Annotated in this window: 26 protein-coding genes and 3 pseudogenes; 21 read left to right on the top strand and 8 right to left on the bottom strand. The window is 62.4% G+C overall.

Annotated elements, in window-relative coordinates:
* Positions 1–315: 315 nt before the first annotated feature.
* Both AC27VQ_RS24815 and AC27VQ_RS24820 read right to left on the bottom strand, forming a co-directional pair.
* Positions 316–732 (bottom strand): hypothetical protein, encoded by a 417-nt coding sequence (locus tag AC27VQ_RS24815; RefSeq protein WP_488718431.1) that lies wholly within the window; start codon positions 730–732, stop codon positions 316–318.
* A gap of 166 nt (positions 733–898) precedes the next feature.
* Complete coding sequence (locus AC27VQ_RS24820; RefSeq protein WP_488718432.1) at positions 899–1,099, bottom strand: helix-turn-helix domain-containing protein; 201 nt, start codon at positions 1,097–1,099, stop codon at positions 899–901.
* Positions 1,100–1,208: 109 nt separating this feature from the next.
* Between AC27VQ_RS24820 and AC27VQ_RS24825 the strand changes: the two genes are divergently transcribed.
* From AC27VQ_RS24825 to AC27VQ_RS24855, 7 genes and pseudogenes are all read left to right on the top strand, one after another.
* Positions 1,209–1,718: a hypothetical protein gene (locus AC27VQ_RS24825; RefSeq protein ID WP_488718433.1), complete on the top strand. Its 510-nt coding sequence runs from the start codon at positions 1,209–1,211 to the stop codon at positions 1,716–1,718.
* A 33-nt stretch (positions 1,719–1,751) separates the two neighbouring features.
* A complete protein-coding gene (locus tag AC27VQ_RS24830) occupies positions 1,752–2,174 on the top strand; it encodes a single-stranded DNA-binding protein (RefSeq protein WP_488718434.1) in 423 nt (140 codons plus the stop codon).
* Positions 2,175–2,278: 104 nt separating this feature from the next.
* Positions 2,279–2,518, top strand: a complete 240-nt coding sequence (locus AC27VQ_RS24835) for a thermonuclease family protein (RefSeq protein WP_488718435.1) — start codon at positions 2,279–2,281, stop codon at positions 2,516–2,518.
* 328 nt (positions 2,519–2,846) lie between these two features.
* Entirely contained in the window at positions 2,847–3,029 is a 183-nt protein-coding gene (locus tag AC27VQ_RS24840; protein ID WP_488718436.1) for a hypothetical protein, read from the top strand.
* Between the two features lie 115 nt (positions 3,030–3,144).
* A complete protein-coding gene (locus AC27VQ_RS24845; RefSeq protein WP_488718437.1) occupies positions 3,145–4,218 on the top strand; it encodes a DUF3991 and toprim domain-containing protein in 1,074 nt (357 codons plus the stop codon).
* Positions 4,219–4,327: 109 nt separating this feature from the next.
* Positions 4,328–4,933, top strand: a complete 606-nt coding sequence (locus AC27VQ_RS24850; protein ID WP_488718438.1) for a DUF1419 domain-containing protein — start codon at positions 4,328–4,330, stop codon at positions 4,931–4,933.
* 2 nt (positions 4,934–4,935) lie between these two features.
* Positions 4,936–9,710 (top strand): annotated as a pseudogene (locus AC27VQ_RS24855) (Eco57I restriction-modification methylase domain-containing protein); the annotation flags it as partial.
* A 230-nt stretch (positions 9,711–9,940) separates the two neighbouring features.
* Here AC27VQ_RS24855 and AC27VQ_RS24860 read toward each other — a convergent pair.
* Together AC27VQ_RS24860 and AC27VQ_RS24865 are read right to left on the bottom strand one after the other, a co-directional pair.
* Positions 9,941–10,369: a type II toxin-antitoxin system MqsA family antitoxin gene (locus tag AC27VQ_RS24860; RefSeq protein WP_488718439.1), complete on the bottom strand. Its 429-nt coding sequence runs from the start codon at positions 10,367–10,369 to the stop codon at positions 9,941–9,943.
* Positions 10,359–10,682, bottom strand: a complete 324-nt coding sequence (locus AC27VQ_RS24865) for a type II toxin-antitoxin system MqsR family toxin (RefSeq protein WP_488718440.1) — start codon at positions 10,680–10,682, stop codon at positions 10,359–10,361. The genes AC27VQ_RS24860 and AC27VQ_RS24865 overlap by 11 nt, the downstream gene beginning before the upstream one ends.
* Before the next feature lie 371 nt (positions 10,683–11,053).
* On the opposite strand from AC27VQ_RS24865, the gene AC27VQ_RS24870 reads away from it, so the two are divergent.
* The 4 genes and pseudogenes from AC27VQ_RS24870 to AC27VQ_RS24885 all read left to right on the top strand — a co-directional run bounded on the left by AC27VQ_RS24870 (position 11,054) and on the right by AC27VQ_RS24885 (position 14,553).
* A complete protein-coding gene (locus AC27VQ_RS24870; RefSeq protein WP_488718441.1) occupies positions 11,054–12,817 on the top strand; it encodes a ParB N-terminal domain-containing protein in 1,764 nt (587 codons plus the stop codon).
* A gap of 95 nt (positions 12,818–12,912) precedes the next feature.
* Positions 12,913–13,017: pseudogene (locus AC27VQ_RS24875) on the top strand (hypothetical protein); the annotation flags it as partial.
* 107 nt (positions 13,018–13,124) lie between these two features.
* A complete protein-coding gene (locus AC27VQ_RS24880; RefSeq protein WP_488718442.1) occupies positions 13,125–13,409 on the top strand; it encodes a hypothetical protein in 285 nt (94 codons plus the stop codon).
* Positions 13,410–13,968: 559 nt separating this feature from the next.
* Positions 13,969–14,553 (top strand): hypothetical protein, encoded by a 585-nt coding sequence (locus AC27VQ_RS24885; protein ID WP_488718443.1) that lies wholly within the window; start codon positions 13,969–13,971, stop codon positions 14,551–14,553.
* Between the two features lie 37 nt (positions 14,554–14,590).
* Here the strand turns inward: AC27VQ_RS24885 and AC27VQ_RS24890 are convergent, their stop codons facing one another.
* Together AC27VQ_RS24890 and AC27VQ_RS24895 are read right to left on the bottom strand one after the other, a co-directional pair.
* Positions 14,591–15,064 (bottom strand): type II toxin-antitoxin system VapC family toxin, encoded by a 474-nt coding sequence (locus AC27VQ_RS24890; protein WP_488718444.1) that lies wholly within the window; start codon positions 15,062–15,064, stop codon positions 14,591–14,593.
* The gene (locus AC27VQ_RS24895; protein WP_488718445.1) at positions 15,061–15,363 is read right to left on the bottom strand and encodes a type II toxin-antitoxin system Phd/YefM family antitoxin; all 303 of its coding nucleotides are present in this window, start codon (positions 15,361–15,363) and stop codon (positions 15,061–15,063) included. The genes AC27VQ_RS24890 and AC27VQ_RS24895 overlap by 4 nt, the downstream gene beginning before the upstream one ends.
* 256 nt (positions 15,364–15,619) lie before the next feature.
* Between AC27VQ_RS24895 and AC27VQ_RS24900 the strand changes: the two genes are divergently transcribed.
* From AC27VQ_RS24900 to AC27VQ_RS24945, 10 genes and pseudogenes are all read left to right on the top strand, one after another.
* Positions 15,620–16,546, top strand: coding sequence for an ArdC family protein (locus tag AC27VQ_RS24900; protein WP_488718446.1), 927 nt, complete (start codon positions 15,620–15,622; stop codon positions 16,544–16,546).
* Positions 16,543–17,094, top strand: a complete 552-nt coding sequence (locus AC27VQ_RS24905; RefSeq protein WP_488718447.1) for a hypothetical protein — start codon at positions 16,543–16,545, stop codon at positions 17,092–17,094. The genes AC27VQ_RS24900 and AC27VQ_RS24905 overlap by 4 nt, the downstream gene beginning before the upstream one ends.
* Before the next feature lie 68 nt (positions 17,095–17,162).
* Positions 17,163–17,363: pseudogene (locus tag AC27VQ_RS24910) on the top strand (hypothetical protein); the annotation flags it as partial.
* Positions 17,364–17,625: 262 nt separating this feature from the next.
* Entirely contained in the window at positions 17,626–18,018 is a 393-nt protein-coding gene (locus AC27VQ_RS24915) for a hypothetical protein (protein ID WP_488718448.1), read from the top strand.
* 923 nt (positions 18,019–18,941) lie between these two features.
* Positions 18,942–19,253 carry a DUF736 domain-containing protein gene (locus AC27VQ_RS24920; RefSeq protein ID WP_421590518.1) on the top strand — a complete coding sequence of 104 codons (312 nt, stop codon included), beginning with the start codon at positions 18,942–18,944 and terminating at the stop codon, positions 19,251–19,253.
* A 316-nt stretch (positions 19,254–19,569) separates the two neighbouring features.
* On the top strand, positions 19,570–19,737 hold the full coding sequence (locus tag AC27VQ_RS24925; RefSeq protein ID WP_421590519.1) for a hypothetical protein: 168 nt from the start codon (positions 19,570–19,572) through the stop codon (positions 19,735–19,737).
* 279 nt (positions 19,738–20,016) lie between these two features.
* Positions 20,017–21,213 carry a plasmid partitioning protein RepA gene (repA, locus tag AC27VQ_RS24930; RefSeq protein ID WP_421590521.1) on the top strand — a complete coding sequence of 399 codons (1,197 nt, stop codon included), beginning with the start codon at positions 20,017–20,019 and terminating at the stop codon, positions 21,211–21,213.
* A gap of 75 nt (positions 21,214–21,288) precedes the next feature.
* Complete coding sequence (gene repB, locus AC27VQ_RS24935; protein ID WP_313523036.1) at positions 21,289–22,269, top strand: plasmid partitioning protein RepB; 981 nt, start codon at positions 21,289–21,291, stop codon at positions 22,267–22,269.
* A gap of 158 nt (positions 22,270–22,427) precedes the next feature.
* Complete coding sequence (repC, locus tag AC27VQ_RS24940) at positions 22,428–23,738, top strand: plasmid replication protein RepC (RefSeq protein ID WP_313523038.1); 1,311 nt, start codon at positions 22,428–22,430, stop codon at positions 23,736–23,738.
* A 70-nt stretch (positions 23,739–23,808) separates the two neighbouring features.
* Entirely contained in the window at positions 23,809–24,822 is a 1,014-nt protein-coding gene (locus tag AC27VQ_RS24945; RefSeq protein ID WP_488718449.1) for a hypothetical protein, read from the top strand.
* Between the two features lie 117 nt (positions 24,823–24,939).
* On the opposite strand, the gene AC27VQ_RS24950 is transcribed toward AC27VQ_RS24945, so the two are convergent.
* Both AC27VQ_RS24950 and AC27VQ_RS24955 read right to left on the bottom strand, forming a co-directional pair.
* Positions 24,940–25,320, bottom strand: coding sequence for a hypothetical protein (locus tag AC27VQ_RS24950; protein ID WP_488718450.1), 381 nt, complete (start codon positions 25,318–25,320; stop codon positions 24,940–24,942).
* Positions 25,317–26,000: a ParA family protein gene (locus tag AC27VQ_RS24955; protein ID WP_488718451.1), complete on the bottom strand. Its 684-nt coding sequence runs from the start codon at positions 25,998–26,000 to the stop codon at positions 25,317–25,319. The genes AC27VQ_RS24950 and AC27VQ_RS24955 overlap by 4 nt, the downstream gene beginning before the upstream one ends.
* Positions 26,001–26,137: the final 137 nt, after the last annotated feature.

Consider the following 26,137-nt stretch of genomic DNA (forward strand, 5'->3'; position numbering starts at 1 on the left):
TCGTGTTCGGTTGGAGGTTCGCGAAGGCGTTGCGGAACGCAAGCTCGTCCGCGCTCTGCCACCAGGCGCGTATGACGTGTCCCCCAAACCGGAAACGCCACACGATGGTCTCGCCGATCAGCTCGCCCTCCCGGTCGGTATGAACGGACGCGGCGCTTTATTTTCACAGCAAGCGCGCCTCAAATTTGATCTCGCCCGCGTCGTTTTCCACGCTGCGCTCTCTAAAGATCACGGTACCCACCGTCTGATTTTGCAAGAGACCTCATCATCTCGTTGCTTGGGCAGCCGCATGAGACATAAGTGGGCAATGGAGCGCTACGCTATTTTATCGGTTTGCAGACCAACGGCCGAAGCTCTTGCACGATCACGCCGGTCTTCGGCGACAAGATCGCGCCAACCCAGTTGTCCGAAAACACCCCTGCTCCGTCGGCTGGTGAAAGCCAGATCACCTCGTTCGTATCGAGCTCGATCTTCACCTCTGCCGACCACCGTCTGGACATAGTGGCGCTTGATCGGATGAACCGTACCCTTCCGATCCGTCAGGCTGTTTTCGCGATAGTCCAGGGCGAGTTCGCCCTCCTCCGCGACCGTCCCGCAATCAACCGAACGCTCGCACCGGATGACCGACGAGAAGGCGCAGGTCCAGGTCAGGCTCGTCGGCCACATCGGGTTCTCGCCTGCATGTGCGGCCGAGGCGATCACGAGAAAAACGGAAGCAGCGAAAGACTTCATGCCGGCAATACCCCCATGTGGCGCCGGTAGCCCTGCGGCCATCCGGCGGTCAAACTCATAGGGCGAGTAATTAAATATAGTTTATGTTTCTGCCAATCAATTTAGCCGGAATGCGGGTTTAGTCCATGCGAGCGGAACCGGAGATGATCTTTCCCAACGTTGCCGATCAGAGAGGCGCCGCCCCGCTCACGAGTTCCTGGAAAGGCACATCGAGATTGACGCAGATCCGCGTAATGGTCTGCAACGAGGGATTCGCTTTCCCGTCAAGAATCTGAAAATAAAACGGATATGTCACTTCGCACAGTTCGGCCATCTCTTTCTTGTTGAGGCCGCGCCGTTCCCGTTCGCGCTCGATGACCCGTGCCATGTTTCTCAGGATCCTCGTACCAAGCTCGGTGTCTGCCTTCTTGCGCTTGCTCATCATTGCCATATAAACTATAGTTTATTCGTTAGTGTGTTTGATGGGAAGAGTGCTGATGATCGCCAAAGCCATGCCTCACCATGTCGTCCTCGGATTGTTTTTGGCGGCCGCGGTGCTTCCCGCTCCCGCTGCCGGCAGCGAATGGGGCTGCGAAGTCCTGCTGTGCGCGTCGTCTTCCAATCCATCCTGGCGGGGCGTGTCCGCCTGCCATCCGCCCATGAGCCGCCTTATCTCCGCAATGAAAAAACCCGGCTTCGATTGGCCGACCTGCCCCGAGGGCGGAACCGGTACGCCAGGTCATGAAACTTATGCGGAATGCCCTGAAGGCTACAGGGCTGGAAGAAAGAGCAACCGCAACAGCTTCGCCGAGGAAGACGATCTTTGCGTCAAAACAGTCAACATTTGCCGGGGCGATGCGCACGGTCTCTATCACTCTGATCGACAGCGGAACTGCATGCAGACGGTCTCCGTACCCCGACCGCTGCGGTCAGAGCCATATTATTTCGATATCAAGAACGACACCTCAGGGCAAACCAAGCGGCATTGGTTCAGCCTCAACAGATAGACGGTATTTTCCACCTTAGAAAGGTATGAGTCCATGCGCAGCATCAACCGCCATACCCTGCTTGGTTACGTCGGAAACGTCATCCCGCTGAAGGGCGTGTTGAAGGTGAATGTGGCGAGCAATCGCGATTGGCAGTCGGATGGCGAACGCAAGAGCGCCACCGATTGGGTTCAGATCACCGTCCTTGACAAGAAACAGGCGGAGTGGATCGAGGAATACGTCGGAGAGGGTGACCTTGTCTATGTGGAATCCGCGTGTCCAACAACAGCTATGACCGCGGCGGTGAAAAGGTCTACGCCACCGACGTCATCGCGCAGCTCTTTAATCTCGTATCGAAAAAGACCTCATAATGCTGGCGCGGTGCGTGATGGTCGTGGGGATCTCGCAATTGCTGATGCTCGCCGGCGCCTCGGCTTCAACGAACCGTCACACGATTGTCGGTGCAGCGGTCTGTGATCGTGGCGCCTGCCAGGATGTTACGCTCTGGATCTGGGATGGCGATACCTTCACCGTCAACGACCGGACCGGGAGGCGCGAGAAGATCCGCATCGAGAACATCGATGCGCCGGAGATTGACGGAGCGTTGCGCCGCGGAACGCGCCACAGCGCTGCAAGCGAAAGACGAACTGGCAACCCAGGTGTCGGGTCATCGGATCGAATTGGTTCGTGGCAAACTTGACCGCTACGGACGCCAGTTGGCGCGCGTTGCCGTGGACCGACACGACGTCGGAGAAACACTGATCAAGCATGGTTTGGCGCGTCGGTGGGATAGCTGGCGAAAGCCATGGTGCCAAAGCTGACCTCGATGATTTCGGGGAAGGCAGGCCTATTCCAGCCGATGGCAGTCCCTGATCTCGGGGTGAACAACCCGAGCAAAATTCCGTGAGAGGAGATGTGTTCTGCCGCGACGCCTGTGCAGCAACCGACCCCTCCATGGGGAACGGACCAATCCCGCTCTTCTGGGATGGCGACCTGGTCCAGTGCCGGGCTTTGACGATCAACCCGCAGGGGGTCCGTTAGCAAGCTACGGCCGCTCCGGCATGCGCCTTCGCGGTGATCGCGCCCCGCCCCGGACCAATCCTGGTGCCATCGAGCGGGAATTGGCCCGCTCCCGGATGGAGCCTCACCATGTCGCACGATCTCTCGCTCGCCCAATCGCATGCCTTTCACCTCGCCCGCACGCTCATGGTCCCGGTGACCTTGTTCCGATCGGCCGGAGAATACGGCGTCCTGCCGAGCGAGGAGCTCGACGACGCCGATGCGGACGTGATCCACGAAATCGATCCCTTCGACTTCGGGCCGGCTCATTGAGCCCGCCCTGCTCTTCTCTCGGGTGCCGCATCCATGCGGCGTCCGCAAGGGAAGCGGCGCCGCGGCGAGGCGCGGGTTCCCCTCGCCCCGATCTCCGCGCCCTTGCAGCCGCCGCTTGGCGCGGCGGGTGTCGATTTGCTGCGCAAATGTGTCGACGGGAAAAGAAGGGAGCGGCCGCTCGCGCGGCCGGGTTGGCATGAAAAGAGAGAAAATCAGAGAGTTGAAGGAGAGGGTGAATTGCGGCGCTCTTCTAGAGCGGGCCGGGTTTGCCGCCGACGTCAAGGAATGCACGCGCCGGGCGATCAAGTTTCGCCGGGGTGGCGAGATCGTCATTGTGACGCATGAGGGAAAGGGCTGGTTCGATCCGCTCAGCGACGACAAGGGCGATATCTTCGCGCTCGTGCGACGTCTCGATCATGTCGGCTTCGTCGAGGGTGTCGCAAGCGTGGCGTCTCTGGTCGGATTCCAGACCAGTGATCCGGTCTGGGCGAAGGCAGCCCGCGAGCGACCCGCAGCGACCAGTCTTGCGGATCGTTGGTCGGCGCGACGCGTCCTTTGGCGCGGGTCCGCGACCTGGCGCTATCTTTCCGCCGCCCGTTTCTTTCCGGCGAGCGTGCTGCGAATGGCCATCTCGAACAACCAGCTTCGCGAAGGTCCATACGGAAGCATGTGGGCGGCACACACGGACAATGCCGGCGCGGTCTGCGGCTGGGAGGAGCGCGGTCCGGAATGGCGCGGGTTCTCGACGGGCGGCTCGAAAACTCTATTCCGTCTTGGCGCGCGGGATGCCTTGCGCCTGTGCGTCACGGAGGCGGCGATCGACGCCATGAGCCTCGCCGCCTTCGAAGGTCTCCGCGAGTGCTCGCTCTATCTTAGCACCGGCGGGGGATGGTCCCCCCTTACCGATGCGGCCCTGCGGATCTTGGCGTCGCGCCCCGGCGTCACGCTGGTCGCGGCAACCGACGCGAATGATCAGGGCGAGACCTTTGCCGAGCGCCTACGCGTCCTCGCCGATAGCGCCGGTTGTATCTGGCAGCGGCTGCGGCCGATGGCGGACGACTGGAACGAGGCGCTCCAGGAAAAGGCAAAGGTGGAAAAGGAGACGAGGGAGGAATGGAAAAAGGCGAGGCGTGCCGGATGCGTGCCGCCCGCGTCAAGGGAAGCTTCGCCCGGCGGCGCCGGCCCTTGACCCAGCCGAGCGCGATGCCGGCGGCGCGGAAGGGGTAACGAAGGACTGAACAACAGGGCAGGTCAAGAAGGCTGTGCCGCTTCGGTCCGACAACCCGACGGAGCCGCACATGACCACCGCACCCGCAATCCGCAAGGTTTACCAGGGCATTGCCGACCGCCACCAGATGTATCGCATGTTCGACCGCCATGCCGGCCGCGACCACCGCCGCGCGGATGACGCAACGGCGCTCTATGCAGGTGAATGGTTCGAGATCGGCGAGGCCGAGCACGACTATATGTTCGCGGTGGAAGCGCCGCTCTGGATCCGCGGCTCGATGTTTGCGCTCCGGCAATTCCTGACTGGGTCGGTGACATCGGTGTTTTTCGCGCTGCGCATCGACGATGCCATCCGCTACTTTCATGGCTACTGCGATCTTTCCGACGATATGTCAGTCGAGCGCATGCGTCTCGCCATCATCGAACGCGAGAGCCGGCCGGTGCGGGCGATGACGCGGGAAGAACGTCTCGAGCACATCTGGAGCAGCACCGCCGAGCCCTATCGCGGCTATGCCGATTATCGCTGGCCCGACGCGTCGCGCGGCCGGCGCACCGTCCATTTCTTCGGCGGCAAACTGGGCAGCGTGCCGAAGCTCCTCGACGCCATGGCCGACGAGGAGATCGCCGCCAAGCTGCCGATGCATCTGCGCTACCTGCCCGATGCGGCCGCGGCGTGATAGAACAGCAGAAACTCATCCGCTTCACGGGCTTCGGCGCATCGGAGCTTGCCAACGGCATGTTCCGCCGACCGGGCGAGGTGGAGTTTCGCGAGGGCTGGGACGATCTCGGCAGCGCGCTGGAAACTTCGGTCAGCGAGGCCGACTATGCGTCGCTCGCCCGTTGCACCCAGTATGCGCACTTCACGCCGGAATTTATCGTCAAGGCGATGTGGACCGGGCTTCAGCGTCTCGGCTGGCGCGGCGGCCGCGTACTGGAACCGGGCATCGGCACGGGGCTGTACCCCGCGCTGATGCCACAGACCTATCGGGCTACTAGCCATGTCACCGGCATTGAACTCGATCCGGTCACGGCCCGCATCGTGCGGCTGTTGCAGCCGAAGGCGCGCATCGTCAATGGCGACTTCGCCCGCACCGATCTCGGCGTCGTCTATGACCTCGCCATCGGCAACCCGCCCTTCTCCGATCGGACGGTTCGCTCGGACCATCACTATCGACCGCTTGCGCTTCGGCTGCACGACTACTTCATCGCCCGCGCGATCGACCTGTTGAAGCCTGGCGGGCTGGCGGCCTTTGTGACGAGCAGCGGTACCATGGACAAGGCGGACGCGGCGGCGCGCGAACATATCGCCAAATCGGCCAACCTGGTCGCCGCTATCCGCCTGCCCGAGGGCAGCTTCCGCCATGACGCCGGCACGGACACCGTCGTCGACATCCTCTTCTTCCGCAAGCGCAAGCCCGGCGAGCCGGTGGGTGATCTATCGTGGCTCGACGTCGAGGAAGTCCGCTCGGCTACGGATGACGAAGGCGCCATCCGCGTCAACCGCTGGTTCGCCGACAATCCCGGCATGGTCCTTGGCACCCATGCGCTGGCCTCCGGTCCGTTCGGCGAGACCTATACCTGCCGTCGCCGCGCCGACGAGGATCTGGATAATCTGCTGAACGCTGCCGTCAGCCGGCTGCCGGAAGACATCTATGACGGCGAGCCCACCGAGCTCGATCTCGATCTTGAGGAGGAACTGGCCGAGATTGTCGATCTGCGGCCCGGCAATGCCAATGTGCGCGAAGGCAGTTACTTCGTCGACAACAGGCAGGGCCTGATGCAGATCGTCGATGGCCAGCCCGTCGTGATCAAGGTCAGGAAGGGCCGTGCCGGCGACGGTCTGACGGAAAAGCATGTCCGCACCATCCAGAAGCTGATCCCCGTCCGCGACGCGGTGCGCGAGGTGCTGAAGGCACAGGAGAGCGGCCGACCTTGGCGCGACTTGCAAGTGCGGCTGCGTATCGCCTGGTCGAGCTTTGTCAGGGATTTCGGGCCGATCAACCACACGACCGTCAGTATCACCGAGGATGTGGAATCCGGCGAGACGCGCGAGACGCATCGCCAGCCGAACCTCCAGCCCTTCAGGGACGATCCCGATTGCTGGCTGGTCGCCTCCATCGAGGACTACGACCTCGACACCGACACGGCAAAGCCCGGTCCGATCTTCACTGAGCGTGTTATCGCGCCCCCTGCCCTTCCGGTGGTGACGAATGCCGGCGACGCGCTTGCCGTCGTCCTCAACGAGCGTGGCCGTGTCGACCTCGACCATATCGCCGAGCTTCTCCATTGCGACCGCGAGAAGGTGGTCGACCAGCTCGGTGACACGGTGTTCCAGAACCCGGCCGACGGCGCGTGGCAGACCGCCGACGCCTATCTCTCCGGCCCGGTCCGCACCAAGCTTGCCGCCGCCGAAGCCGCCGCGGCGCTTGATCCGATCTTCGAGCGCATGTCCGTGCGTTGCAGGCGGTCCAGCCCTCGCCCCTTCGCCCCTCGGATATCACCGCGCGTCTCGGCGCGCCGTGGATTCCAGCGGCCGACGTTGTGGCCTTCGTCAAGGAGAAGATGGACGCCGATATCCGGATCCACCACATGCCGGAACTCGGCTCCTGGACCGTCGAAGCGCGCCAGCTCGCCTATCGCGCCGCCGGCACGTCGGAATGGGGCACCAGCCGACGCCACGCCGGCGAACTGCTTGCCGATGCGCTCAACAGCCGCGTGCCGCAGATCTTCGACACCATCAAGGATGTCGGCGGCGAACGGCGGGTGCTGAACGTCGTCGATACCGAAGCCGCCCGCGAGAAGCTGCAGAAGATCAAGACGGAATTCGAGCGCTGGGTGTGGACCGATCCGGAGCGGACCGACCGGCTGGCCAGCGTCTATAACGAGCGCTTCAACAACCTCGCGCCGCGCAAATTCGACGGCTCGCATCTCCAGTTGCCCGGCGCCTCAGCCGCGTTTCAGCTCTACGCGCACCAGAAGCGTGGCATCTGGCGCATCGTCGCCGATGGCGCGACCTATCTCGCCCATGCCGTCGGCGCCGGCAAGACGATGACCATGGCGGCCGCCATCATGGAACAGCGCCGTCTCGGCCTAATCGCCAAGGCGATGCTGGTCGTGCCCGGCCATTGCCTCGCGCAGGCGGCGCGCGAATTCTTGGCCCTCTATCCTTCCGCCCGCATTCTCGTCGCCGACGAGAGCAATTTTACCAAGGACAAGCGTGCGCGGTTCCTCAGCCGGGCGGCGACGGCCACTTGGGACGCGATCATCATCACCCATTCCGCCTTCAAGTTCATCGGCGTGCCCTCGGCCTTCGAACAGCAGATGATCCACGACGAGCTTCAGCTCTACGAGGATCTGCTGACCAGGGTCGAGCCGGACGACCGCGTGGCGCGCAAGCGTCTCGAACGGCTGAAGGAAGGCTTGGAGGAGCGTCTGCAGGCGCTTGCCACCCCCAAGGACGACCTGCTCACGATCTCGGAGATCGGCGTCGACCAGATTTTCGTCGACGAGGCGCAGGAATTCCGCAAGCTATCCTTCGCCACCAACATGTCGACGCTGAAGGGCATCGATCCGAACGGCTCGCAGCGCGCCTGGGATCTATACGTCAAGTCGCGTTATATCGAGACGAAGAACCCCGGCCGCGCGCTGGTGCTCGCCTCCGGCACGCCGATCACCAACACGCTCGGCGAGATGTTTTCCGTCCAGCGCCTGCTCGGCTACGACGCTCTCCATGAACGCGGCCTGCATGAGTTTGACGCCTGGGCGAGCACCTTCGGCGAGACGACTACCGAACTGGAGATCCAGCCGTCCGGCAAATACAAGCCGGTCAGTCGCTTCGCCTCCTTCGTCAATGTTCCGGAACTCATCGCCATGTTCCGGGCATTCGCGGACGTGGTGATGCCCGCCGATCTCCGGGAATATGTCCGCGTTCCGGCCATCTCCACAGGCGGCCGGCAAATCGTCACCGCCAAGCCGACCGCGGCATTCAAGATGTACAAGCAGATCCTCGACAGTCGCATCAAGGCAATCGAGATGCGCGAGGGACCGGCGCAGCCGGGCGACGATATCCTGCTCTCGGTCATCACCGACGGTCGCCATGCGGCGATCGACCTGAGGCTGGTGATGCCGGCCAACGACAATGAGCCCGACAACAAGCTCAATCTGCTTGTCGGGAATGCCTTCCGGATCTGGCAGGAAACGGCGGATCAGGTATTCGTGCGGCCGGATGGCAAGCCCTACGAGCTGCCCGGTGCCGCGCAGATGATCTTTTCCGATCTTGGTACGATCAACGTGGAAAAGACGCGGGGCTTTTCGGCCTACCGCTGGATCCGCGATGAGCTGGTCCGGCTCGGCGTCCCCGCCGGCGAAATTGCCTTCATGCAGGACTACAAGAAGAGCGAAGCCAAACAACGCCTGTTCGGCGACGTCCGCGCGGGTCGCGTCCGTTTCCTGATCGGCTCCTCCGAGACGATGGGCACCGGGGTCAACGCCCAGCTCCGGCTTAAGGCGCTTCACCACCTCGACGTGCCGTGGCTACCGTCGCAGATCGAGCAGCGCGAGGGCCGGATCGTTCGCCAGGGCAACCAGCACGACGTCGTCGACATCTTCGCCTATGCGACGCAAGGCAGTCTCGACGCAAGCATGTGGCAGAACAACGAGCGCAAAGCCCGGTTCATCGCCGCGGCACTCTCCGGCGACACGTCGATCCGCCGGCTCGAAGATCTCGTTGAGGGTGCAGCCAACCAGTTTGCGATGGCGAAGGCCATTGCCAGCGGCGACGAGCGCCTGATGAAGAAAGCCGGCCTGGAGGCCGATATCGCCCGCCTCAAGCGCCTGCGCGCCGCCCATGACGACGATCTCTTCTCGGTGCGCCGGCGGCTGCGGGAAGCCGAACGCGATATCGAGGTCGCGACGTGCCGGATCGACGAAATCGGCCAGGACATCGCGCGGCTGGTTCCGACATCAGGCGAGGCCTTCACCATGACCGTCCTCGGCGAACAGCATAGTGAGCGCAAGGACGCCGGTCGCGCGGTGATGAAGGAGATCCTCACACTCATCCAGCTTCAGCAGGAGGGCGAGGCGCAGCTCGGCTCGATCGGCGGCTTCGACGTCATCTACGAGGGCGAGCGCTTCGGTAAGAATGGCTACCACTATCGCACCGTCCTGCAGCGCACCGGCGCCGATTATGAGATCGACCTGCCGGTGACCATCACGCCGCTCGGGGCGATCTCCCGTCTCGAACATGCGCTCCATGATTTCGAGGGCGAGCGTTACCGCCAGCGCCAGCATCTCGAAGACGCCAACCGCCGGCTCGCCTCCTATCGCGCGCATGAGACAGGCACCTTTGCCTTCGCCGACGAACTCGCCGCCAAGCGCCGGGAACTGGAGGAGGTCGAGGAGGTGCTGGCCGCCGAAGCCCGCGCCACCGCCGAGCCGGTCGCGCAAGCGGCGTAACGCCGGCGACGTTCATGCCGGGAGCAACGCAGCCGCCGCATAGCTGCGTTGCACAATAAATGTTTTCCAAATGATCAAGGAACGGGCATTATGCTCGCAGTTGATGCACATGGCGGTCTTTCTCCTCCCAGTGCCGCCGCGTCAGCTGTTCCCCTCTGGAGGTTCAGATCTCCACACTTCAATGGGCCGCGGTTTCGCAGGCCCATTTTTTTGCTCATCGCTATCGTCGTCTATACCGGCTGGCGCAGTTCCTCGACCAGTTCGGGATGCCGGTCGAGCAGCCGAAGCAACTGGCTCGTCGGCCCGCTCGGTTCGACCAAACCGCGCTCGTACTTGTCGAAAGCGCTCTCGCCCACCTTGAGGATCCCGCCGGCTTCGCGTTGCGAGAGCTTCAGCTTCTTGCGAACCCGCCGGATCGTCGCCGGCGACGGTATACCCTCGACTTCTTCCTTCAGCGCCCGCAGTGCAGCGTCCGACGCCTCCATGTCGTCACCGACATGAACGCCGTCGTCGCTGTCCGCGGAGTAATAGCCCGGAAGGTCGACCGTCTTGGTACGGCCCTTGTAGGTGACGACGAACAGGCGGACATCCCGGGATAGGATCTCTCCCGTCTCCGGGGAAACCATCGTGTCTGGCAAAACCTGCATCTTAACTGCCATCGGATGTCTCCTTGAACGACATGACCCGGAACTCGGTGACCACGTCCGCCTGGAACTTAATATAGAGGACCAACCCTTCGTCCTCGGCTGGTGCACGATAGACGTCCTGCCAGACCCGGTGATCCGCATAGGTCGTCATCGACTTATAGAACATCGAGCGATCCAATCCGGTGACCGCTTGGACGATGCCAGCGCGGTCATACCCCAAAGCCATCGCCGTACGCAGTGCCGTCGTCGTGATCGCCAACGTCCTGGGCGATCCCAATGCCACCTTGATCGCGTCGAGATCGTATGTCGGGCGTTTCTTTTCCATGCCTGGATATGCCACCTTAATGGTGGCAAATCAAGAGCTGCAACACCATCCGCCCCCTACCCCGCCGATTCTGCGGCGACTGTGTCGTCCGGATCGGCCCTCGGAAAATAGGGGTAAAGAGAAAGGGAGAAAATGAGGAACCCGATCGCAGATCGGTCCTCCCGGCGCCGCTTCGCTCAACCGCCGCCTGCGCATCCCGGCAACTCGTCCTTCGCAGGTCCGTTGGCCCCGCTTGTCCTTCGCCGCAGGGACACTCGCCCGCAGTTGCGCCGGTCCGGCCGCCCCGCGGTCCGGTAGGTGTCTTCGGAAAAAAGAAGACACGAGAAGGACCGGCAAGAGGGCCGCGTCCGTACTCTGGAAAGGAAAATCCCATGCGTGTTGCTACCGTCGATCCCCGTTTGCTCAAGGACAACCCCGACAAGGCTCGTCAGTCGAAATCGTCGCCCCAAGCCGATGCCTTGATGGTCGCCACGATCAAGGCTGTCGGCATCATCAATCCTCCGATCGTCTTTGCCGAACCCGGTGGTGGAAACGGCCTCATCATCGACAACGGCCATCGCCGGCGGGATGGGGCGATCGCCGCCAACCTCGACGAGATCAAGGTGCTGGTCGTCGAGGCGGCGAACGACAATGGCGCGATGCGCAACATGGTCGAAAACATCGCACGCGAGAATCTCAATCCCGTGGACCAATGGCGCGGGGTCGAACGCCTTGTCGCGCTCGGCTGGACCGAGGAAGCCATCGCAATGGCGCTTGCCCTCCCCGTCCGCCAGATCAAGAAGCTCCGCCTGCTTGCCAATCTCTTCCCCGGTATGCTTGAGCAGATCGCGCGGGGCGACATGCCGAGCGAGCAGCAGCTTCGCATCATCGCCGCAGCAAGCGTCGAGGACCAGGAGTCGGTCTGGAAGGCGAGCAAGCCGAAGGAGGGCGACACGGCGCAATGGTGGTCGATCGCCAACGCTTTGAACAAGAAGCGCATGTATGCTCGCGATGCCAGCTTCGGCGGTGACCTTGCCGCATCCTATGGCATCGAATGGTCGGAGGACCTCTTCGCGCCGGCGAACGAGGATAATCGCTACACGACCAATGTCGAAGGCTTCCTTGGCGCGCAGCACGAGTGGATGACGTCGAACCTTCCGAAGCGCGGCGCGATCGTCGAAGTCAACGGCTACGGCCAGCCGGAGCTGCCGAAGAAGGCCGAGCGCGTCCATGGCAAGGCGCTGAAGTTAGACCGTACGGCAATGTATCTCGACCGCGAGGGCAAGGTGCAGTCGGTTGTCTACCGGCTGCCCGACGAAAAGAAATCGGCGGGCAAGGGCGCCACGGCATCGGGCAATGGCGACAGCGGCACAAACGAGCCCATCGTGGCTTCCAAGCCGCGCCCGGATGTGACGCAGCGTGGTCACGACATGATCGGCGACTACCGCACGGACGCTTTGCACGAGGCACTCGGCCGCGCGCCGATCGAGGATGACACGCTGATGGCGTTGCTGGTCCTCGGCTATGCCGGAACCAACGTCCGCGTCGATTCCGGCGCCGGTGGCGCGATGTTCGGCGGAACCCGCTTCAACCGGCACGCGGCCATGCTGTTCGACGACGAGGGGAAGTTTCTCTTCGACGTCGACACCCTGCGCATTGCTGCGCGCAAGACGCTCATCGACGTCCTGTCATGCCGCCGGGGCATGTCCAATAGCGGTGTCCTGTCCCGCGTTGCCGGCGGGGCCATCGGGGCCGATGCCTTTCTTCCGAACATGGGCACCGTCGATTTCCTCGAATGCCTTTCTCGTCAGGCACTCGAAGCCTCCTGCAGCGATGCGTCGGTCTCGCCGCGTTCGCGCGTTCGCGAAACCCGCGCGGCGCTTGTCGAGCATTTCAAGGAGGGGCACTTCGTCCACCCCGCTGCCCGGTTCGCGCCAGAGCTGGCCGAGCTTTCCGACATCCTCAAGGCCCGCGACATCGCTGCGGAGGACGACGAACAATCGGAGGACGATCAGGCCGAAAACGACGACGATCACGCTTCGGCCGCTGAAGCTACCCCCGAGCTGATCGACGACGCTCCGCAGGCGGACGGCGACACGCAGACGGAGGAGAAGGTCATCGAGGACGACACCGCCTACTCGGTTGCCGCCGAATAGGCCCCCGCACTTCCCTTTCCCGCTCGACACCTCCGCGGCCGGCATCGCCCGGCGGCGGAGGCGTACTCAGCAACCCTACCATGCAGGAGAACGCCATGAATGCGGACCTGATCATCTCGCCCCCGCCTGTCGCTTCCGTCGTCGAATGGTCCGACGCAAGCCCCCCTCCCCCGAAACACCATCTCGCGACGCTCTATCATTGGAAGCGCAACAACGCCTCCAGCCGTCTCGTCCGCAAATGCGGTGAGACGGGCCAGGGCTCCCCGGCGGGAATTCGCTTCTCGGCTGCCGCTCGCTCCTGTCGCGCATGGAAGAGGCTCGTCGGCAGACACAGCACCAGCTCGACCTTATCGACCGGCAGATCATCCGCCGGATTACGGCCATCATCCCGCACCTGCATCCGCGCCGGCGCTCCTATCGACGCGGCCAGCCGCCGGAGCCCGGCGCCTTCCTCGCCCGCTACCGCGCCAACCTTGCCGCGATCACGGCCGAGCGGCAGCAGGAGATCGATGCTCTATCGCGCAAGCTCGCCCGGCAGGACCGGTCAATAGCGGCACTGCGCGAGCGACCCGGTGGGCGGACATCGCCATAATTTTCTCCTGCGGCCGCTGCGGCGAAACCTGGCCGGACCATCCCGTCGCCCGCGTCCCCTGCCCTACCTGCGCGGTTGGTATCGGGAGGCAGAACCTCGCGTCATCCAAGGACTGGGCCGCCTGCCCCCGCAATGCGTTGCGGCCTGATCGCCATCAGGTATTTTATTCGATCGGACCGGACTGGACCATGCGTGCCTGATAGGCGCATGAGGCGTGAGGTTGAGGACGCTCTCGGCCATCGATTGCCTTTCGGTTCGGGCGATGAGCCGGCCTCTTGCCGGAGCACCCTTCGGTTCAGCACGGTCTTAACCCGGCGGCCGGTCGTTTCAAGGCCGCTGCGCGCCGCGTTGCGGCCGGTTCACCCTCCCTTCGCAAGGCAGGCCCGCGTCCCGCGCAGGGGCTGTGCCCCCGCTTGTCCGCAAGCCTACCTTTCTCGCTCAAGCGTTCCGGACCTGTGAAAGCGCCCGTCTGACCGCCGGATTTTTTCGACCGTACCGAAGGGCGCTCCGGCAACGGGCCGGCGCGGGCCTTCTGACGAAACCGAGAAGGAAATCGAAAATGGCCAAGTCAGCGACCTCCCGTCCGTCCGCCCGCGTCGTCCAGCTGCGCAAGGGTGCAACCCTCGAAATGGTCCGTCTCACCTGCCCGGACGCCGTCCAGGCGCTACGGATCGCCGAAAGCTTCGGGACCGCCGTCGTCGACGGCGACGGCGTGCGCGGTACGCACGAGCGCCTCATCCTCGAAACCGTCGACGCTCTGTCCGAAGGCCTCGGCGAGCGTGCGATGCAGATCCACCTGCAACGCATCGTCGGAGCCTTCGTCGGTTCCGCCCATGGCGCCGGCCAGTTCTACTCGCGCGCCGTGACGGAAGCCCGCGACGCTACGGCCAAGGCCGCCAGCGACGCCCGCGACGACGACCGGGACGGCATTGTCGGCTACGACAGTTCCGCCCAGCGCAAGCGGGAATTCGCCGCCGACATGGGCATCCAGGCATTCTCGCTCCGCATGGCCGCCGAAGGCGCGGTCGCGGCTTATGAACACGCCGTCGGGGAATCCTGGAAGCCCTTCGATCGCCCAGTCGACAATCCCGGCCAGGCGCTCGATCGCAAGGCGGCCGAAGCGCAGATGGACGCGCTCGGTTGAGCGGTCAGGCGGGGCTTCGGCCCCGCCATTTCCTTCGCTATCGGGGCCTATTGGCCCTTGGGCTCAGCGGAAACTTGGCCGGGTCATCGGTCCATGGATCGAAAATGGCCGCGCCCGAGTGGCGCGTGTCTTTTACGTTGCGCGTGACGAGATAGAGCTCGTACTCGATTGCGGTCGCCGCCAAAAGCGTATCGATCACGGGGGGTGGATGCCCGGTGTCCTTCTTGACCTCTCCCGATATGCGTCCCCAGAGCCGCACGGCCTCGTCGCGCAGGGAAAGCACACGATCACCAAAACGATCCGCAAGAGCGTCCCGCGACGCTATATAGCGCGAGCGATCGGGATGGTCGTTTGGCAGGTTATGAATTCCCTTGTCATACTCGGCGAGTGTCAGGATGCTGAGATAGAAAGTCTCTTCATCTTGACCGGCTGCCCATGCTTTGACCGAGGGTGCGCCCTGCGGGTTGATCAGCGCGGCCACCACATTGGTATCGAGCATCCATCCCCTCACAGGTCGACATCCCGGCCGTGGTCGGCGTCGCGCTCGAGATCCAGGTTGTCGAGGTGCAACGCCTCCATGAACTGGACGAACGGCACGCGAGGCGCAGTCGGTGTCAGACGCTCGAACTCCTCGACGCTCATGATGACAACCGCATCGTGACCTCGAACGGTCACGCGCTGGGGACCGTCCTCCCTGGCATGCCGGACAACTTCGCTGAAACGCGCTTTCGCGTCCTCAAGCTTCCAGCGTCCGTTCATCGTCGGGTGTACCGGCCTGTTCGTCCCTGAAAGTTGTGTCTGCTTACCCATGCGCCTCACCTAGTCAGATGGTCAGATATATAGCATGCCTGACGTTCTTTCGCCAGATCAGAAAAGGAAATCGGACGACGCGCGCCAGGCGGCCCGTCCGGCTCGGGTCCTGCCGGAACCGGGATTCAGCGCAAGGGCTTCGCCCTCCTCCACTTCGTTCCGGCGCTTTGCGTGCGCCGTCCCCCTATCGTTCCGGCTTCCGGACCGCCGTGACGGGGTCGCGATAGGCGCGACCTCTGGAACGGAGGTAAGGAAAATGAGGAAAAAGACCGAAGCGCAACGCGTGGACATCTATACGCGCATCACCGACAGGATCGTCGAGGATCTCTCGAACGGTGTCCGCCCATGGGTCCAACCGTGGCGCGTGTCCAACATGGCAGGCCGGATTACCAGACCTTTGCGTCACAACGGCCTTCCCTATAGCGGCATGAACGTCCTGCTCTTGTGGTCGGAGGGCATCGCCCGGGGGTTCTCCTCGCCGATGTGGATGACGTTCAGGCAGGCGTTGGAGCTTGGCGCAGCCGTGCGCAAGGGCGAGTCCGGCGCGACCGTGGTCTTCGCCAGTCGCTTCAGCAAGTCCGAATCCGACGGTCGCGGCGGCGAGATTGAGCGTGAGATACCGTTCCTGAAGGCATATACCGTCTTCAACGTCGCGCAGATCGACGGCTTGCCGGACCGCTACTACCAAGCCGAACCGCCTGTTACCGATCCCGTCGAGCGGATCGAGCATGCAGATCGTTTCTTCCGCAACACCGGCGCGCATATCCGCCATGGCGGCGACCGGGCCTTCTTCAGCCCTGCGACCGATCATATCCAGATGCCATTCGTCGAGAGCTTCAGGGACACGGCCTCCTACGTGGCAACCCTCAGCCATGAGGCCACGCACTGGACGGCCCCTGCGCATCGCGTCGGCCGCGATCTCAGCCGCTACAGCAAGGATCGCAGCGAACGCGCCCGCGAAGAACTCATCGCTGAGCTCGGCAGTTGCTTCCTCTGCGCCGACCTCGGCATTGCGCCGGAGCTGGAGCCCCGCCCGGATCATGCCTCATACCTTCAGTCGTGGTTGCAGGTGCTGTCCGACGACAAGCGGGCGATATTCGCCGCCGCTGCGCACGCGCAGCGCGCCGTCGCCTATCTTCACGGACTGCAGCCGACCACTGCTGAAGAGCGGGAGGCAGCATGATGACTCCTTATCCCGCAAATCGCCTACTGATCCTTGCCTGCTCGGCGACAAAGCGCGACGGCCCGGCCTATATGCCGGCCATCGAACGCTATGACGGCCCCCTTTGGAAGACGCTGCGGTCGGTCGACCCACGTGGAGAGAAGGCGAAGGTCGCCTTCCTGTCCGCGCGACTGGGGTTCCGCGCCGCAGCCACGCCGATCGAACTTTACGACGCGCGCATGACCCCGGCGATCGCGGGCGAGATGAAGGCGGGCGATCTCGGAACGCGGTGGCCGAAGCAGAAGACCAAGCGCCGTGCGATTGCCTCCGGCGAGCATCCCGGAATGCACATCGCGACTTTGACGGGCTATGGACGTGTTCCCTTCTCGGATGTCGCCCTTGTCGGCGGCCATCTCTATCTCGATGTCATGCATCATCTCGTCGACCTGTTCCGTGAAGGCGGTCATATCGTCGGCGATGCTCGGATTGCCGAGATCAACGGTTCCATCGGTATCATGCGTCGCGATCTTCGCCGCTGGCTGGACCGTGAATTCGTGGAGGGACGCTGATGTTCTTCTCTCCGCATGGTCTCGATCCGTCAGAGGAAGGATCCGCCGCCATTCTCCTTCGCGCGATCATGCGCGATCACGATATTGCGGCATGGGTCGACGCCGTCGAGGTCGAACAGGCGCTACGCAACGGCGTTCGCGGTATCCGTGGCGGGGTCTTCTTGCATCGCTCGTACGTGCCGCTGGACGAGGCCGATCTATCGACGGCCTCTGATCGCGGTCAGCTCGACCTCTGGCCGAACGAATGCGAGGGGATGTGCTGTGTCTGAGGATAGGGAGCGCCGGCGCGGGGGGCAGTCGGTCCCGCCTCCTCTTCGAGCCGCTGCGCTGAGGCTCCTACGGCTGCCCTTTCTCCCGCGCCGGCGCGTCGAGAATTCCCGAAATCCCGGCCTGCGGCCGTCGCTATGCTTATTTCTCCGATGCTCTTCATCTCTTCAGATCCCGCCTTGCCCGCTTCGCGGATCTGCGGCGCGATCGAGACCCGGCCGCGTCGGACCCACCACCTCGTCCCTCCTCCTGAAAGGAAACTCCATGACCACACTGCGCCCGCTCACCCGAGCCGAGCACAATGCCATTAGGGCCTATGCCATGGAGCATGGGAGATACTGGAAAGCCAGTCTGCGCGATGACTGGATGAATGCGCGCACAACAGGCGTCATGCAGGCGCTGCGAAATTCCCATGGCCCGAGCTGGTTGGTGTCATTTTCACTGGTGCGGGATCAATCTTCGGCAGAACCAACTCGTGCGATATCCGTCACCGCGGGCAATGGCGACATCTTCGAAGCCACCATGATGGGAGCCGATGAACCCTGGATGATCGCCTATCCCGAAGGACAAGACCGATTTTACGGAACCGAACGCGAGGTCCGCGCGCACATCAGGCAGCTCATCCTGTATGGCGCGAAGGCCAAGGTCGCACCGTAGGTCGTTCAACGGAGCCACGCGGATCGTCGGGACCGGCAGGCTTTTGCCGCATCTTGGTTCTGGCCATCGCCTGCGGCGACCGCGCTCTATGCCTCCGGCACGCAGCCAGCCTTCGGCCGTCTCCGCCGATGCCGGTGACGATCGACTTGTCCGGTACCGCGCTTTGCCGCCTCTAGTGTCGCCCCGGCCGCGCTGTCTTCTCCAGATGGGTGCGAATGATCGCGCTTGCTCATGGTGGTTGGCGGGGCACCCGGAAGACCGTGAGCGCCCCGCCTTGGCAGGCGGGCTGGGCATCAGTCATCTGTCCAACGGCTCCAGCCCAGGTGGACTCGCGGCAGGGCGTTGCCACGGCAGTAGATGCGCCGAGTGCATAGAGCCGGTGCCCCTATGCCTGTGGAAGAAGAGGATCCCGTGTCGTGGAGGGCGGTGTCCTCCAGCCGGCACGCGAGGCAGCCCACCGAAAGCCAACGCGGGGGAGCGATATCGAAAGCAGCGGGATCGATCGGTGACGGCGGGCACACCGAATACACAGCTGCAGCCCGTTGGAGCCGACGTGGTTGCCGCGGGCGGCGAAGAAGTGCTGCCGATGACGGCCCGCCGTTTTCGAGAGCCTTCCGGTTTGGTCAACCGTGGCGCGGCCATCACGTCCTCGATGTGGCATGTCTGATCGGAGACCGGCTGCGCCTCGATCGTCCTCCCGCAACGGCCGTCGTCAACTTTCTTCCCCTGCCGGAACCCACCCCATTCGACACGTCGAATGGGGACCCCGGGTCGCCGTCATTCCTCGCGAGACAAGAAAGCCGACTCCGGCCGCCCTCCACTTCGTTCCGGCCCAAAGGGTGCGGTCCGATCGTCCCCGATCCTTTCGACAGCCATCGAGGTCGCGATGGACGCGACCCGAGCAACCCGAAAGGATCTCGAAAATGGCTATCATCGGCAACTTCTCCACCAACGGCAACGCAATCAGCGGCGCAGTCCGCACCCTGACGGTCTCGATGAAGGCCCGCCTGGTTCCGATCGAGCGCACCTCCCGCGACGCTCCCGACTTCCGCGTGATGGCGGGCATGGCCGAGGTCGGCGCAGGCTGGAACGCCACCTCCACCGACGGCGAACCCTACATCTCGGTCAAGCTCGACGACCCGAGCTTCAACGCCCCGATCAACGCGGCCCTGTGGCCGAGCCAGACCGACGGCGACTACGACCTGGTCTGGAACCGCCCGAAGCGCGACGCCTGATCCCGGAAGCCCCGCCTGCCAAGGTGGGGCGCTCCCTCCATAGATGAAGCGGGAAACGGGCATCGAGCCCGCATCCCGCTTTCTGGGTGCCATACGGAGAGGAGAAGTCTGCTCAGTCCGTCCGAGGGTGCCATGGCGACAGCCAGGCCTCAAGGACGAGCGGTCCCCCCAAATTTCAGTCCCGTCCCTTGCGGGCCGCGCCAGAAATTCGGCTCCCCCACTCGCCGGGTCCGCCGGTCGCGTTCCGCGATCCTTGACCCCCGCCTGCCACCATGACCGCGCGCGTCGTCTTTCACAAAACGTCAAGGAGACGACGATGACCTACGACCTCGACCGCACGATCCTCGAACTCGAAGCTGAAGCCCGCAACGCCGATCCGGCCGAGCGCCGCCAGATCGAGGCCGAACTCGGCCTGGCGCGGGCCGAACGGGAAACGATCCTGGCCGAACAGAATGGCCGCATCAGCGCCGAGCCGCCCTTTTAAGGCAGGCCGTGCTCATCCCGCCGGGATAGGACCTGTCGCCTAAAGTTCTGCAAATAAAGCAGATTTCGTTAGTTTTGACGGCAGTCAACGTAACGGTGCAAAACACTTCTCTCCCTATTCCTATGTCATCAGAATCGGCTTCATGTGCTCTCTCGCAATGGGCCAACATACGTTAACCTTTTGTTAACCCTATTTTCCTTGCCGGATTGCGAGAATCGGAGATAATGACGGCATATTATCAAAATCGGTAATTTTACCGGCAGAATGGCCCGAGGCATCATGAACGCGTTCAGTCCGCTCCCGTCTTTTGAGCTCGACGATAAAATTTTGAGGCAGGGTGCCGAAATCTCGCGCAAGCTCAATCAACTGCGCCTTGAGAACTTTCCGCCCTCCGCGAAGAAGACCCTCCGCCAGTTTTCGGTAGCGGAAGTGGCGCACTATCTCGGTGTCACTCCGAGCAATCTGAAACGCTTGTATCTTGATCGCAAGGGGCCGATTCCGACCACCATGTCTGGGAACCGGAAATTCTACACGGCCGAGCAGATGTGGGAGCTACGGCACTACCTCGCTGAAACCGGGAAGAGCGAGGCTAAGAAATACGTCCCGCAGCGAAAACCCGGCGACAAGCTTCAAGTAATTGCCGTCGTTAACTTCAAAGGCGGCTCGGGCAAGACGACCACGGCCGCCCATCTTGCGCAACACTTGGCTCTCACAGGTCATCGCGTCCTCGCAATCGATCTCGATCCGCAAGCTTCGCTTTCGGCTCTCCACGGCTTTCAACCGGAGCTGGATGAGAACCCATCGCTCTACGATACGATCCGCTACGACGATCAGCGGAAGCCCATCGCGGATATCATTCTGCAGACCAACTTCCCCGGCCTCGACATCATCCCGGCCAATTTGGAACTGCAAGAATACGAGTACGACACCCCGCTCGCCATGCAGGCAGGCAGCGAAGGCAAGCGGTTCTTCACCCGCCTCGGCAAAGCCCTCTTGGATGTCAATGACCGCTACGATGTCGTGATCATCGACTGCCCGCCGCAGCTTGGCTATCTTTCCTTGACTGCGTTAACGGCCTCGACGTCGGTCCTGATCACGGTTCACCCGCAGATGCTCGACCTGATGAGCATGTCGCAGTTCCTGCTCATGCTCGGCAACATCACGAAGACGATCAAGCAGGCTGGCGCAGACGTCCGCTTGGACTGGCTCCGCTATTTGATCACCCGCTTCGAGCCGCAGGACGTCCCGCAGGTGCAGATGGTCGGCTTCATGCAGTCGATGCTTGCGGAGGAAATTCTGAAGACGCCGATGCTTAAAACCACAGCGATCTCTGACGCGGGCCTGACTAAGCGCAGCCTGTATGAATTGGACCGCTCGAACTTCAACAGGGACACCTACGACCGCGCCATAGAATGCATGGACGGCGTGAATTTCGAGATCCAAGGCCTGATCCATCGGGCATGGGGGAGGATGTGATGGTTTTGACTGCCGTAAAAATCTACTTTCAGCCCAAGACTATCAACCATTTAACTCAATTTCGAGGATAGCGATATGGCTCGGAAAAACCCCTTCATGAACATCATGGGCGACGCAGCGCCCGATGACGACAAGGCAATCCTTCAGTACACGAACAAGGGAGCTTCTAAGTCGCTCATCCACTCTCTCGACGAATTGGCCGCGCAAGCGGATAGGTTGCTCGAAGGGGAGGCGGTGGTCGATCTCGCCCCCGAGATCATCGACGGCTCATTCGTTCGCGACCGTCTCGAAGATGACGAGCAAGACTTCGAAGAGCTCGTCACGGCAATTCGGGATCGGGGACAGGACACGCCGATCTTGGTCCGGCCGCACCCGACGACCACGGGCCGCTACATGGTGGTCTTCGGCCACCGCCGACTACGGGCGGCCAAGGCACTTGGTCGGAAGGTCCGAGCGGTCGTGAAAGACCTCAAGGACAGTGATCACCTGGTTGCGCAGGGCCAGGAGAACTCCGCGCGGGCCAACCTGTCGTTCCTCGAGAAGGCACTATTCGCCGCCGAGATTGCCCGCCGCCAGTTCGATGGCGACAATGCGATTGCGCTTTCCGCTCTCTCCATCGATCGGGCGACCTTCTCGAAAATGCTGGCCGTGGCGACCATACCTAAGCACGTCCTCGATGTCGTCGGCGCGGCTAAGGGCATCGGGCGCGACCGTTGGTATGAGCTGAAGAACCTCTTGGAGAAGCCTTCGTCGCTCGAACAGGCGTCAGCCTTCATCCAGTCCGAAGGCTTTAAGGCAAAAGCCGGGGACGACCGATTCAATTCGCTTCTGGCTTTCGTGAAGAGCCTTGGGAAACAGTCCCGGCCGAAAACCGCCAAGACCAAGAAGTGGGCGTCGGATGACAAGGCCGTGTCGGCCGATATTCGGAACGACGGCAAGACATACACCTTCGCTCTTAAGGCAAAGGATGCAGGAGGCTTTGGCGATTACATCGCAGAGAACCTTGCCGACTTGTATCAGGCCTACCGGAGCAAACAGGATCAACAAGGAGTGTAGCCCGCAAAAGAAAAAGGCCCCCCAAACGTTTCCGTCGTGGAAGCCTTCCTCAGATTTCTAGCAAGATCGAGAATCGCATTTCCACGAATCCCAGTCAAGAGTCTTTGGCACCGTTTTGGTGAGCGGATTTCTTTTGCCTAAACATAGGTGAGAGAACCATGGAGAATGCGTACGTTACGACGCCCTTTGGGCGGCGGGCGATGTCGCTCGGCATGTTGGCAAGCCAACAGATTGCCGAAAACATCGAGCCCGGAATTTCGCGAAACAAGTGGAAGCTGTTCAGGGCGATTTGCGAAGCACGGCCATCGCTGGGGGTGACGGATCGCGCTCTGACCGTCCTCGACGCGCTGCTGACCTTTTATCCAGCCGACGAGCTATCCGAGGAGCGCGGCCTGATCGTCTTCCCGTCGAATGCCCAGCTGTCGATCCGCGCAAGAGGGATGACCCCCGCGACGTTACGGCGGCACTTGGCCGGGCTCGTGGACGCCGGATTGATCCTGAGGAAGGACAGCGCCAACGGAAAGCGTTACGCGCGCCGGGGGAGGGCAGGGGAGGTCGAGGAGGCCTTCGGTTTCTCGCTTGCCCCACTGCTGGCAAGGGCGGCCGAGATCGAGGCCTTGGCGGCCCTTGCAGTAGCCGGCCGCGAGCAGCTGCGGATCACCAAGCAGCGCCTGACGATTTGCCGTCGTGACATTGCCAAGCTGATCGCCGCAGCGATCGGCGAGGGGGTTAGGGGCGAATGGGAGAGGATTTCGCTCATGTTCCGCGAGATGGTCGGCCGACTTCCTCGGACGCCAGGTATTGCAGAGTTGGCTTCCGCGCTCGAAGAGATGGAGATGCTGCGCGAGGAGATCGTCAACCAGCTGGATGCAAACACGAAAACACGAAAAATCGACTCCAATGAGTCTCAAATTGAGCGCCACAAACAGAATTCAAATCCGGATCTCAATCATGAATCTGAACCGGGCTTCGAAACGAAGCTTGGGGCAAACTCGGCGGATACCATCGGGCGGCAGGGTGTGCCGATGACAGACGACAGGGATATCTCGAATTCCGCCGGCGGCGGTGCAGACGAGCAACGCCAGAGACGGAAGGCATCGACCTCTTCTGAGAACGGCCCGTTAAAATCGTTCCCACTTGGACTGGTCCTGCAGGCTTGCCCGGATATTGCCGACTATGCCCCCGGTGGCAAGATTGCCAACTGGCGCGACCTCATGTCGGCCGCCGTCGTCGTCAGATCGATGCTCGGCGTTAGCCCGTCGGCATACGAGGCCGCATGCGTGGCCATGGGACCGGAGAACGCAGCGACCGTCATCGCCTGCATCCTCGAAAGGGGAGGGCATATCAACTCGGCGGGCGGTTACCTCCGCGATCTCACGCGGCGGACCGAGGCCGGGGAGTTCGCAATCGGTCCCATGCTCATGGCGCTTGTTCGAGCCAACAGTTCCGTCAACCGTAAGGCGGGTTGAGAGGGCTTGTTAAACCAAGGCGTTCGGGCCAAATCTTGTCGATAAAACCGGGATCTTATGCAGGGCGGACATGACGCACACGACTTCCGACGGAGAAAACGCGAGGGCATTCCTCGAGAGCCTGAGACGGGGCGACCTGTCGGCGCTGCTTCTGCATGCCCAGATAGACATCGGTGTAACAAGCGAAGGCTACCTGGGAAATCGCATCGTCGTCGTTGTTCGCGCCCCTCAACCGTTTGCCGAGGCGTTGGATAAGCTCGCGCCTCACGACCGGAAGCGTATTGCCGAGGCGGCTCTAAGCAATCGGTCTTATGATGCGATGCCCGCGTCGGATATCAAAGTTAAAGCAGTCGGGGAGACGATGAGCGGTCCTGCGACCATTCTGCCCGATCTCATCATCCATCGGGAAATGATGGTTGCTGTCGCGACGGGCAAACAGCAGATTCAGGAAGTTGACGATTACTACGTCGCTCGGCAGCTCCGATTGACCGAAGGCTGTGCCGCCGCTGGCATCAAATACGATAACCCACACCTATCTCTGTGGGACTGGTTCCATTTTTGGAAGGCGCAGGGCATGGATTCCTATGCCGAGCGCCGGAATTACGTTCGACAGCTTTTCAACGCCCCCGTGCTGTCTGCTGTCGGACGAGTTCACAACCCCAGCCCTGTGGCCGAACGCGAGCCGACAGGGTGGGAGCGCGTGGACCGATCACTGGGCAAGGCGAAGGCGCAGTTCAACGCCGCTTCCACGGAGGAGGAATGGCAGACCGTTTGTCTACTGGGGCGCGAAATCCTGATCAGTCTCGGTCAGGCCGTATACGATAATGATGTCCACGGCGATACCGACATGGACGGCAAAAAGATCGGCTCGACGGATGCCCGCAGGCAGCTCTTCGCTTGGCTTCATCATCAAATGCCCGGTGGCGACAACAAGGAAATCCGCGCCCACATCAAGGCAGCAATCGATCTTGCGGTCCACCTTCAGCACCGCCGGACTGCCACACGTCAGCTCGCCGCGTTGTGTCTCGAGGCGACTTCTTCAGCGGTGAGCGTGGTGGCGATCATTGCGGGGAGGCCTGCGTAGGGCAGAGGCACTATGGCGGCCTCGTCCGCTTGGCGGCGCGTGGTCAATTCCGTCTCGGGCAGATGCTAATGGCAGGGGCGAGAACGGAAGCGCGTGATGGCCTCCCCCTTTCCCCGCTCAGGAAATATCGGGGATCCGCTCGGCGATTTTTTCGAGATAGTCGTCGATCGCCTCCTCGATGTAGGAGTTGAACTTCCGCCGCTCGATCGCGGCGAGGATCTTCAGCTTCTTGTGGACCTCGGCGCGGATATGGATGCCGGTCGTGACTTTTTCCGTGTCACGGAAGCGTTTGCCGGCGATCGGGTCGCGGCTTTCGCCCTTGGCCACCATGTCGCGGAGCTGGCCGCGCGCCAATGGCAGCTTCGCTGATGGCGCGGACGCCTGGTCGTCGTCAGTGGATTTTGCGGGAGGCACCATCTTTTCGCGAACCGACGGGCGGTCGCGGCCTGTGGAGATAAGTCCGAGGACGAGGTTCTTGCTGTCTGCGCCCTCGCTCATTGCTTTGCCTCACTGGCCTTCGACCGATAGAGGGCGAGCAGCTCGCCAAGGAGCGTTTCCATTTCGGCGATCGCCTTCGGATCAGGCTTTGCTGATGTCTGGAGCGTGCCGGCGGCGCCAATCGATTGATAGGACGCGCGCCGTGCGATCGGATGGCTGGCGAGAGCGACACCGCTTTCGCGCAAAATTTCCCGGAGCGGCTCATACGCCTTAGCGCGGCCGGTCACCAGATCGTGCTGGTTGATGACGATCATCGTCGGGAGCTTGCGCTTCTGATCCTCCTCGACCACCGGAACATGATTCAGCGCCAGCTGCATGCCGGCAACGACGTCGTCCTGGGTCGTCTGCAGCGGGATCAGGACGATGTCGGCACAGTAGAGGCCAGCGAACAGGTTTTCGTTGGTCGTGCCCTCGACATCAACGAAGACGATTTTGCCCTCCTGCTGGTGTTGGAGAGCGAGCTTGTAGATCTGGTTGGGATCGAGGCAGCTTTCGGCCTCCAGCCGGTCGGGCCAGACGTGCATCTGCTTCGACATCGCGACCCAGCGCATCGTATTGGCGCGGCTGTCCGCATCGATCAGGAACACGTCGTTACCGGCATGGGCGGCCGTGCCGGAGAGAGCGCGGACGAGAGTGGTCTTGCCGGTTCCGCCCTTCGGGTTGGCGATGGTGACGATCATATTGGCTCCTTCATTCTGCAAATAAACTATAGTTATTTCCTCGCCCCTCTTTTCGCAATGCATTCGTTGCCCATTGCTCGTTCACCGTTGATGATTGTCGATTGATGATTGACCGCCGACAACGGGCAATGACCAAC

This window comes from Shinella sp. 20P9.1.1, from assembly GCF_057798995.1.

Bases quoted from the DNA above. Each gene is read 5' to 3' on its own strand.
- AC27VQ_RS24815 (WP_488718431.1), bottom strand. From the start codon at position 732: ATGAAGTCTTTCGCTGCTTCCGTTTTTCTCGTGATCGCCTCGGCCGCA.
- AC27VQ_RS24820 (WP_488718432.1), bottom strand. From the start codon at position 1,099: ATGGCACGGGTCATCGAGCGCGAACGGGAACGGCGCGGCCTCAACAAG.
- AC27VQ_RS24825 (WP_488718433.1), top strand. From the start codon at position 1,209: ATGATCGCCAAAGCCATGCCTCACCATGTCGTCCTCGGATTGTTTTTG.
- AC27VQ_RS24830 (WP_488718434.1), top strand. From the start codon at position 1,752: ATGCGCAGCATCAACCGCCATACCCTGCTTGGTTACGTCGGAAACGTC.
- AC27VQ_RS24835 (WP_488718435.1), top strand. From the start codon at position 2,279: ATGCGCCGGAGATTGACGGAGCGTTGCGCCGCGGAACGCGCCACAGCG.
- AC27VQ_RS24840 (WP_488718436.1), top strand. From the start codon at position 2,847: ATGTCGCACGATCTCTCGCTCGCCCAATCGCATGCCTTTCACCTCGCC.
- AC27VQ_RS24850 (WP_488718438.1), top strand. From the start codon at position 4,328: ATGACCACCGCACCCGCAATCCGCAAGGTTTACCAGGGCATTGCCGAC.
- AC27VQ_RS24860 (WP_488718439.1), bottom strand. From the start codon at position 10,369: ATGGCAGTTAAGATGCAGGTTTTGCCAGACACGATGGTTTCCCCGGAG.
- AC27VQ_RS24865 (WP_488718440.1), bottom strand. From the start codon at position 10,682: ATGGAAAAGAAACGCCCGACATACGATCTCGACGCGATCAAGGTGGCA.
- AC27VQ_RS24870 (WP_488718441.1), top strand. From the start codon at position 11,054: ATGCGTGTTGCTACCGTCGATCCCCGTTTGCTCAAGGACAACCCCGAC.
- AC27VQ_RS24880 (WP_488718442.1), top strand. From the start codon at position 13,125: ATGGAAGAGGCTCGTCGGCAGACACAGCACCAGCTCGACCTTATCGAC.
- AC27VQ_RS24885 (WP_488718443.1), top strand. From the start codon at position 13,969: ATGGCCAAGTCAGCGACCTCCCGTCCGTCCGCCCGCGTCGTCCAGCTG.
- AC27VQ_RS24895 (WP_488718445.1), bottom strand. From the start codon at position 15,363: ATGGGTAAGCAGACACAACTTTCAGGGACGAACAGGCCGGTACACCCG.
- AC27VQ_RS24900 (WP_488718446.1), top strand. From the start codon at position 15,620: ATGAGGAAAAAGACCGAAGCGCAACGCGTGGACATCTATACGCGCATC.
- AC27VQ_RS24905 (WP_488718447.1), top strand. From the start codon at position 16,543: ATGATGACTCCTTATCCCGCAAATCGCCTACTGATCCTTGCCTGCTCG.
- AC27VQ_RS24915 (WP_488718448.1), top strand. From the start codon at position 17,626: ATGACCACACTGCGCCCGCTCACCCGAGCCGAGCACAATGCCATTAGG.
- AC27VQ_RS24920 (WP_421590518.1), top strand. From the start codon at position 18,942: ATGGCTATCATCGGCAACTTCTCCACCAACGGCAACGCAATCAGCGGC.
- AC27VQ_RS24925 (WP_421590519.1), top strand. From the start codon at position 19,570: ATGACCTACGACCTCGACCGCACGATCCTCGAACTCGAAGCTGAAGCC.
- repA (WP_421590521.1), top strand. From the start codon at position 20,017: ATGAACGCGTTCAGTCCGCTCCCGTCTTTTGAGCTCGACGATAAAATT.
- repB (WP_313523036.1), top strand. From the start codon at position 21,289: ATGGCTCGGAAAAACCCCTTCATGAACATCATGGGCGACGCAGCGCCC.
- repC (WP_313523038.1), top strand. From the start codon at position 22,428: ATGGAGAATGCGTACGTTACGACGCCCTTTGGGCGGCGGGCGATGTCG.
- AC27VQ_RS24945 (WP_488718449.1), top strand. From the start codon at position 23,809: ATGACGCACACGACTTCCGACGGAGAAAACGCGAGGGCATTCCTCGAG.
- AC27VQ_RS24950 (WP_488718450.1), bottom strand. From the start codon at position 25,320: ATGAGCGAGGGCGCAGACAGCAAGAACCTCGTCCTCGGACTTATCTCC.
- AC27VQ_RS24955 (WP_488718451.1), bottom strand. From the start codon at position 26,000: ATGATCGTCACCATCGCCAACCCGAAGGGCGGAACCGGCAAGACCACT.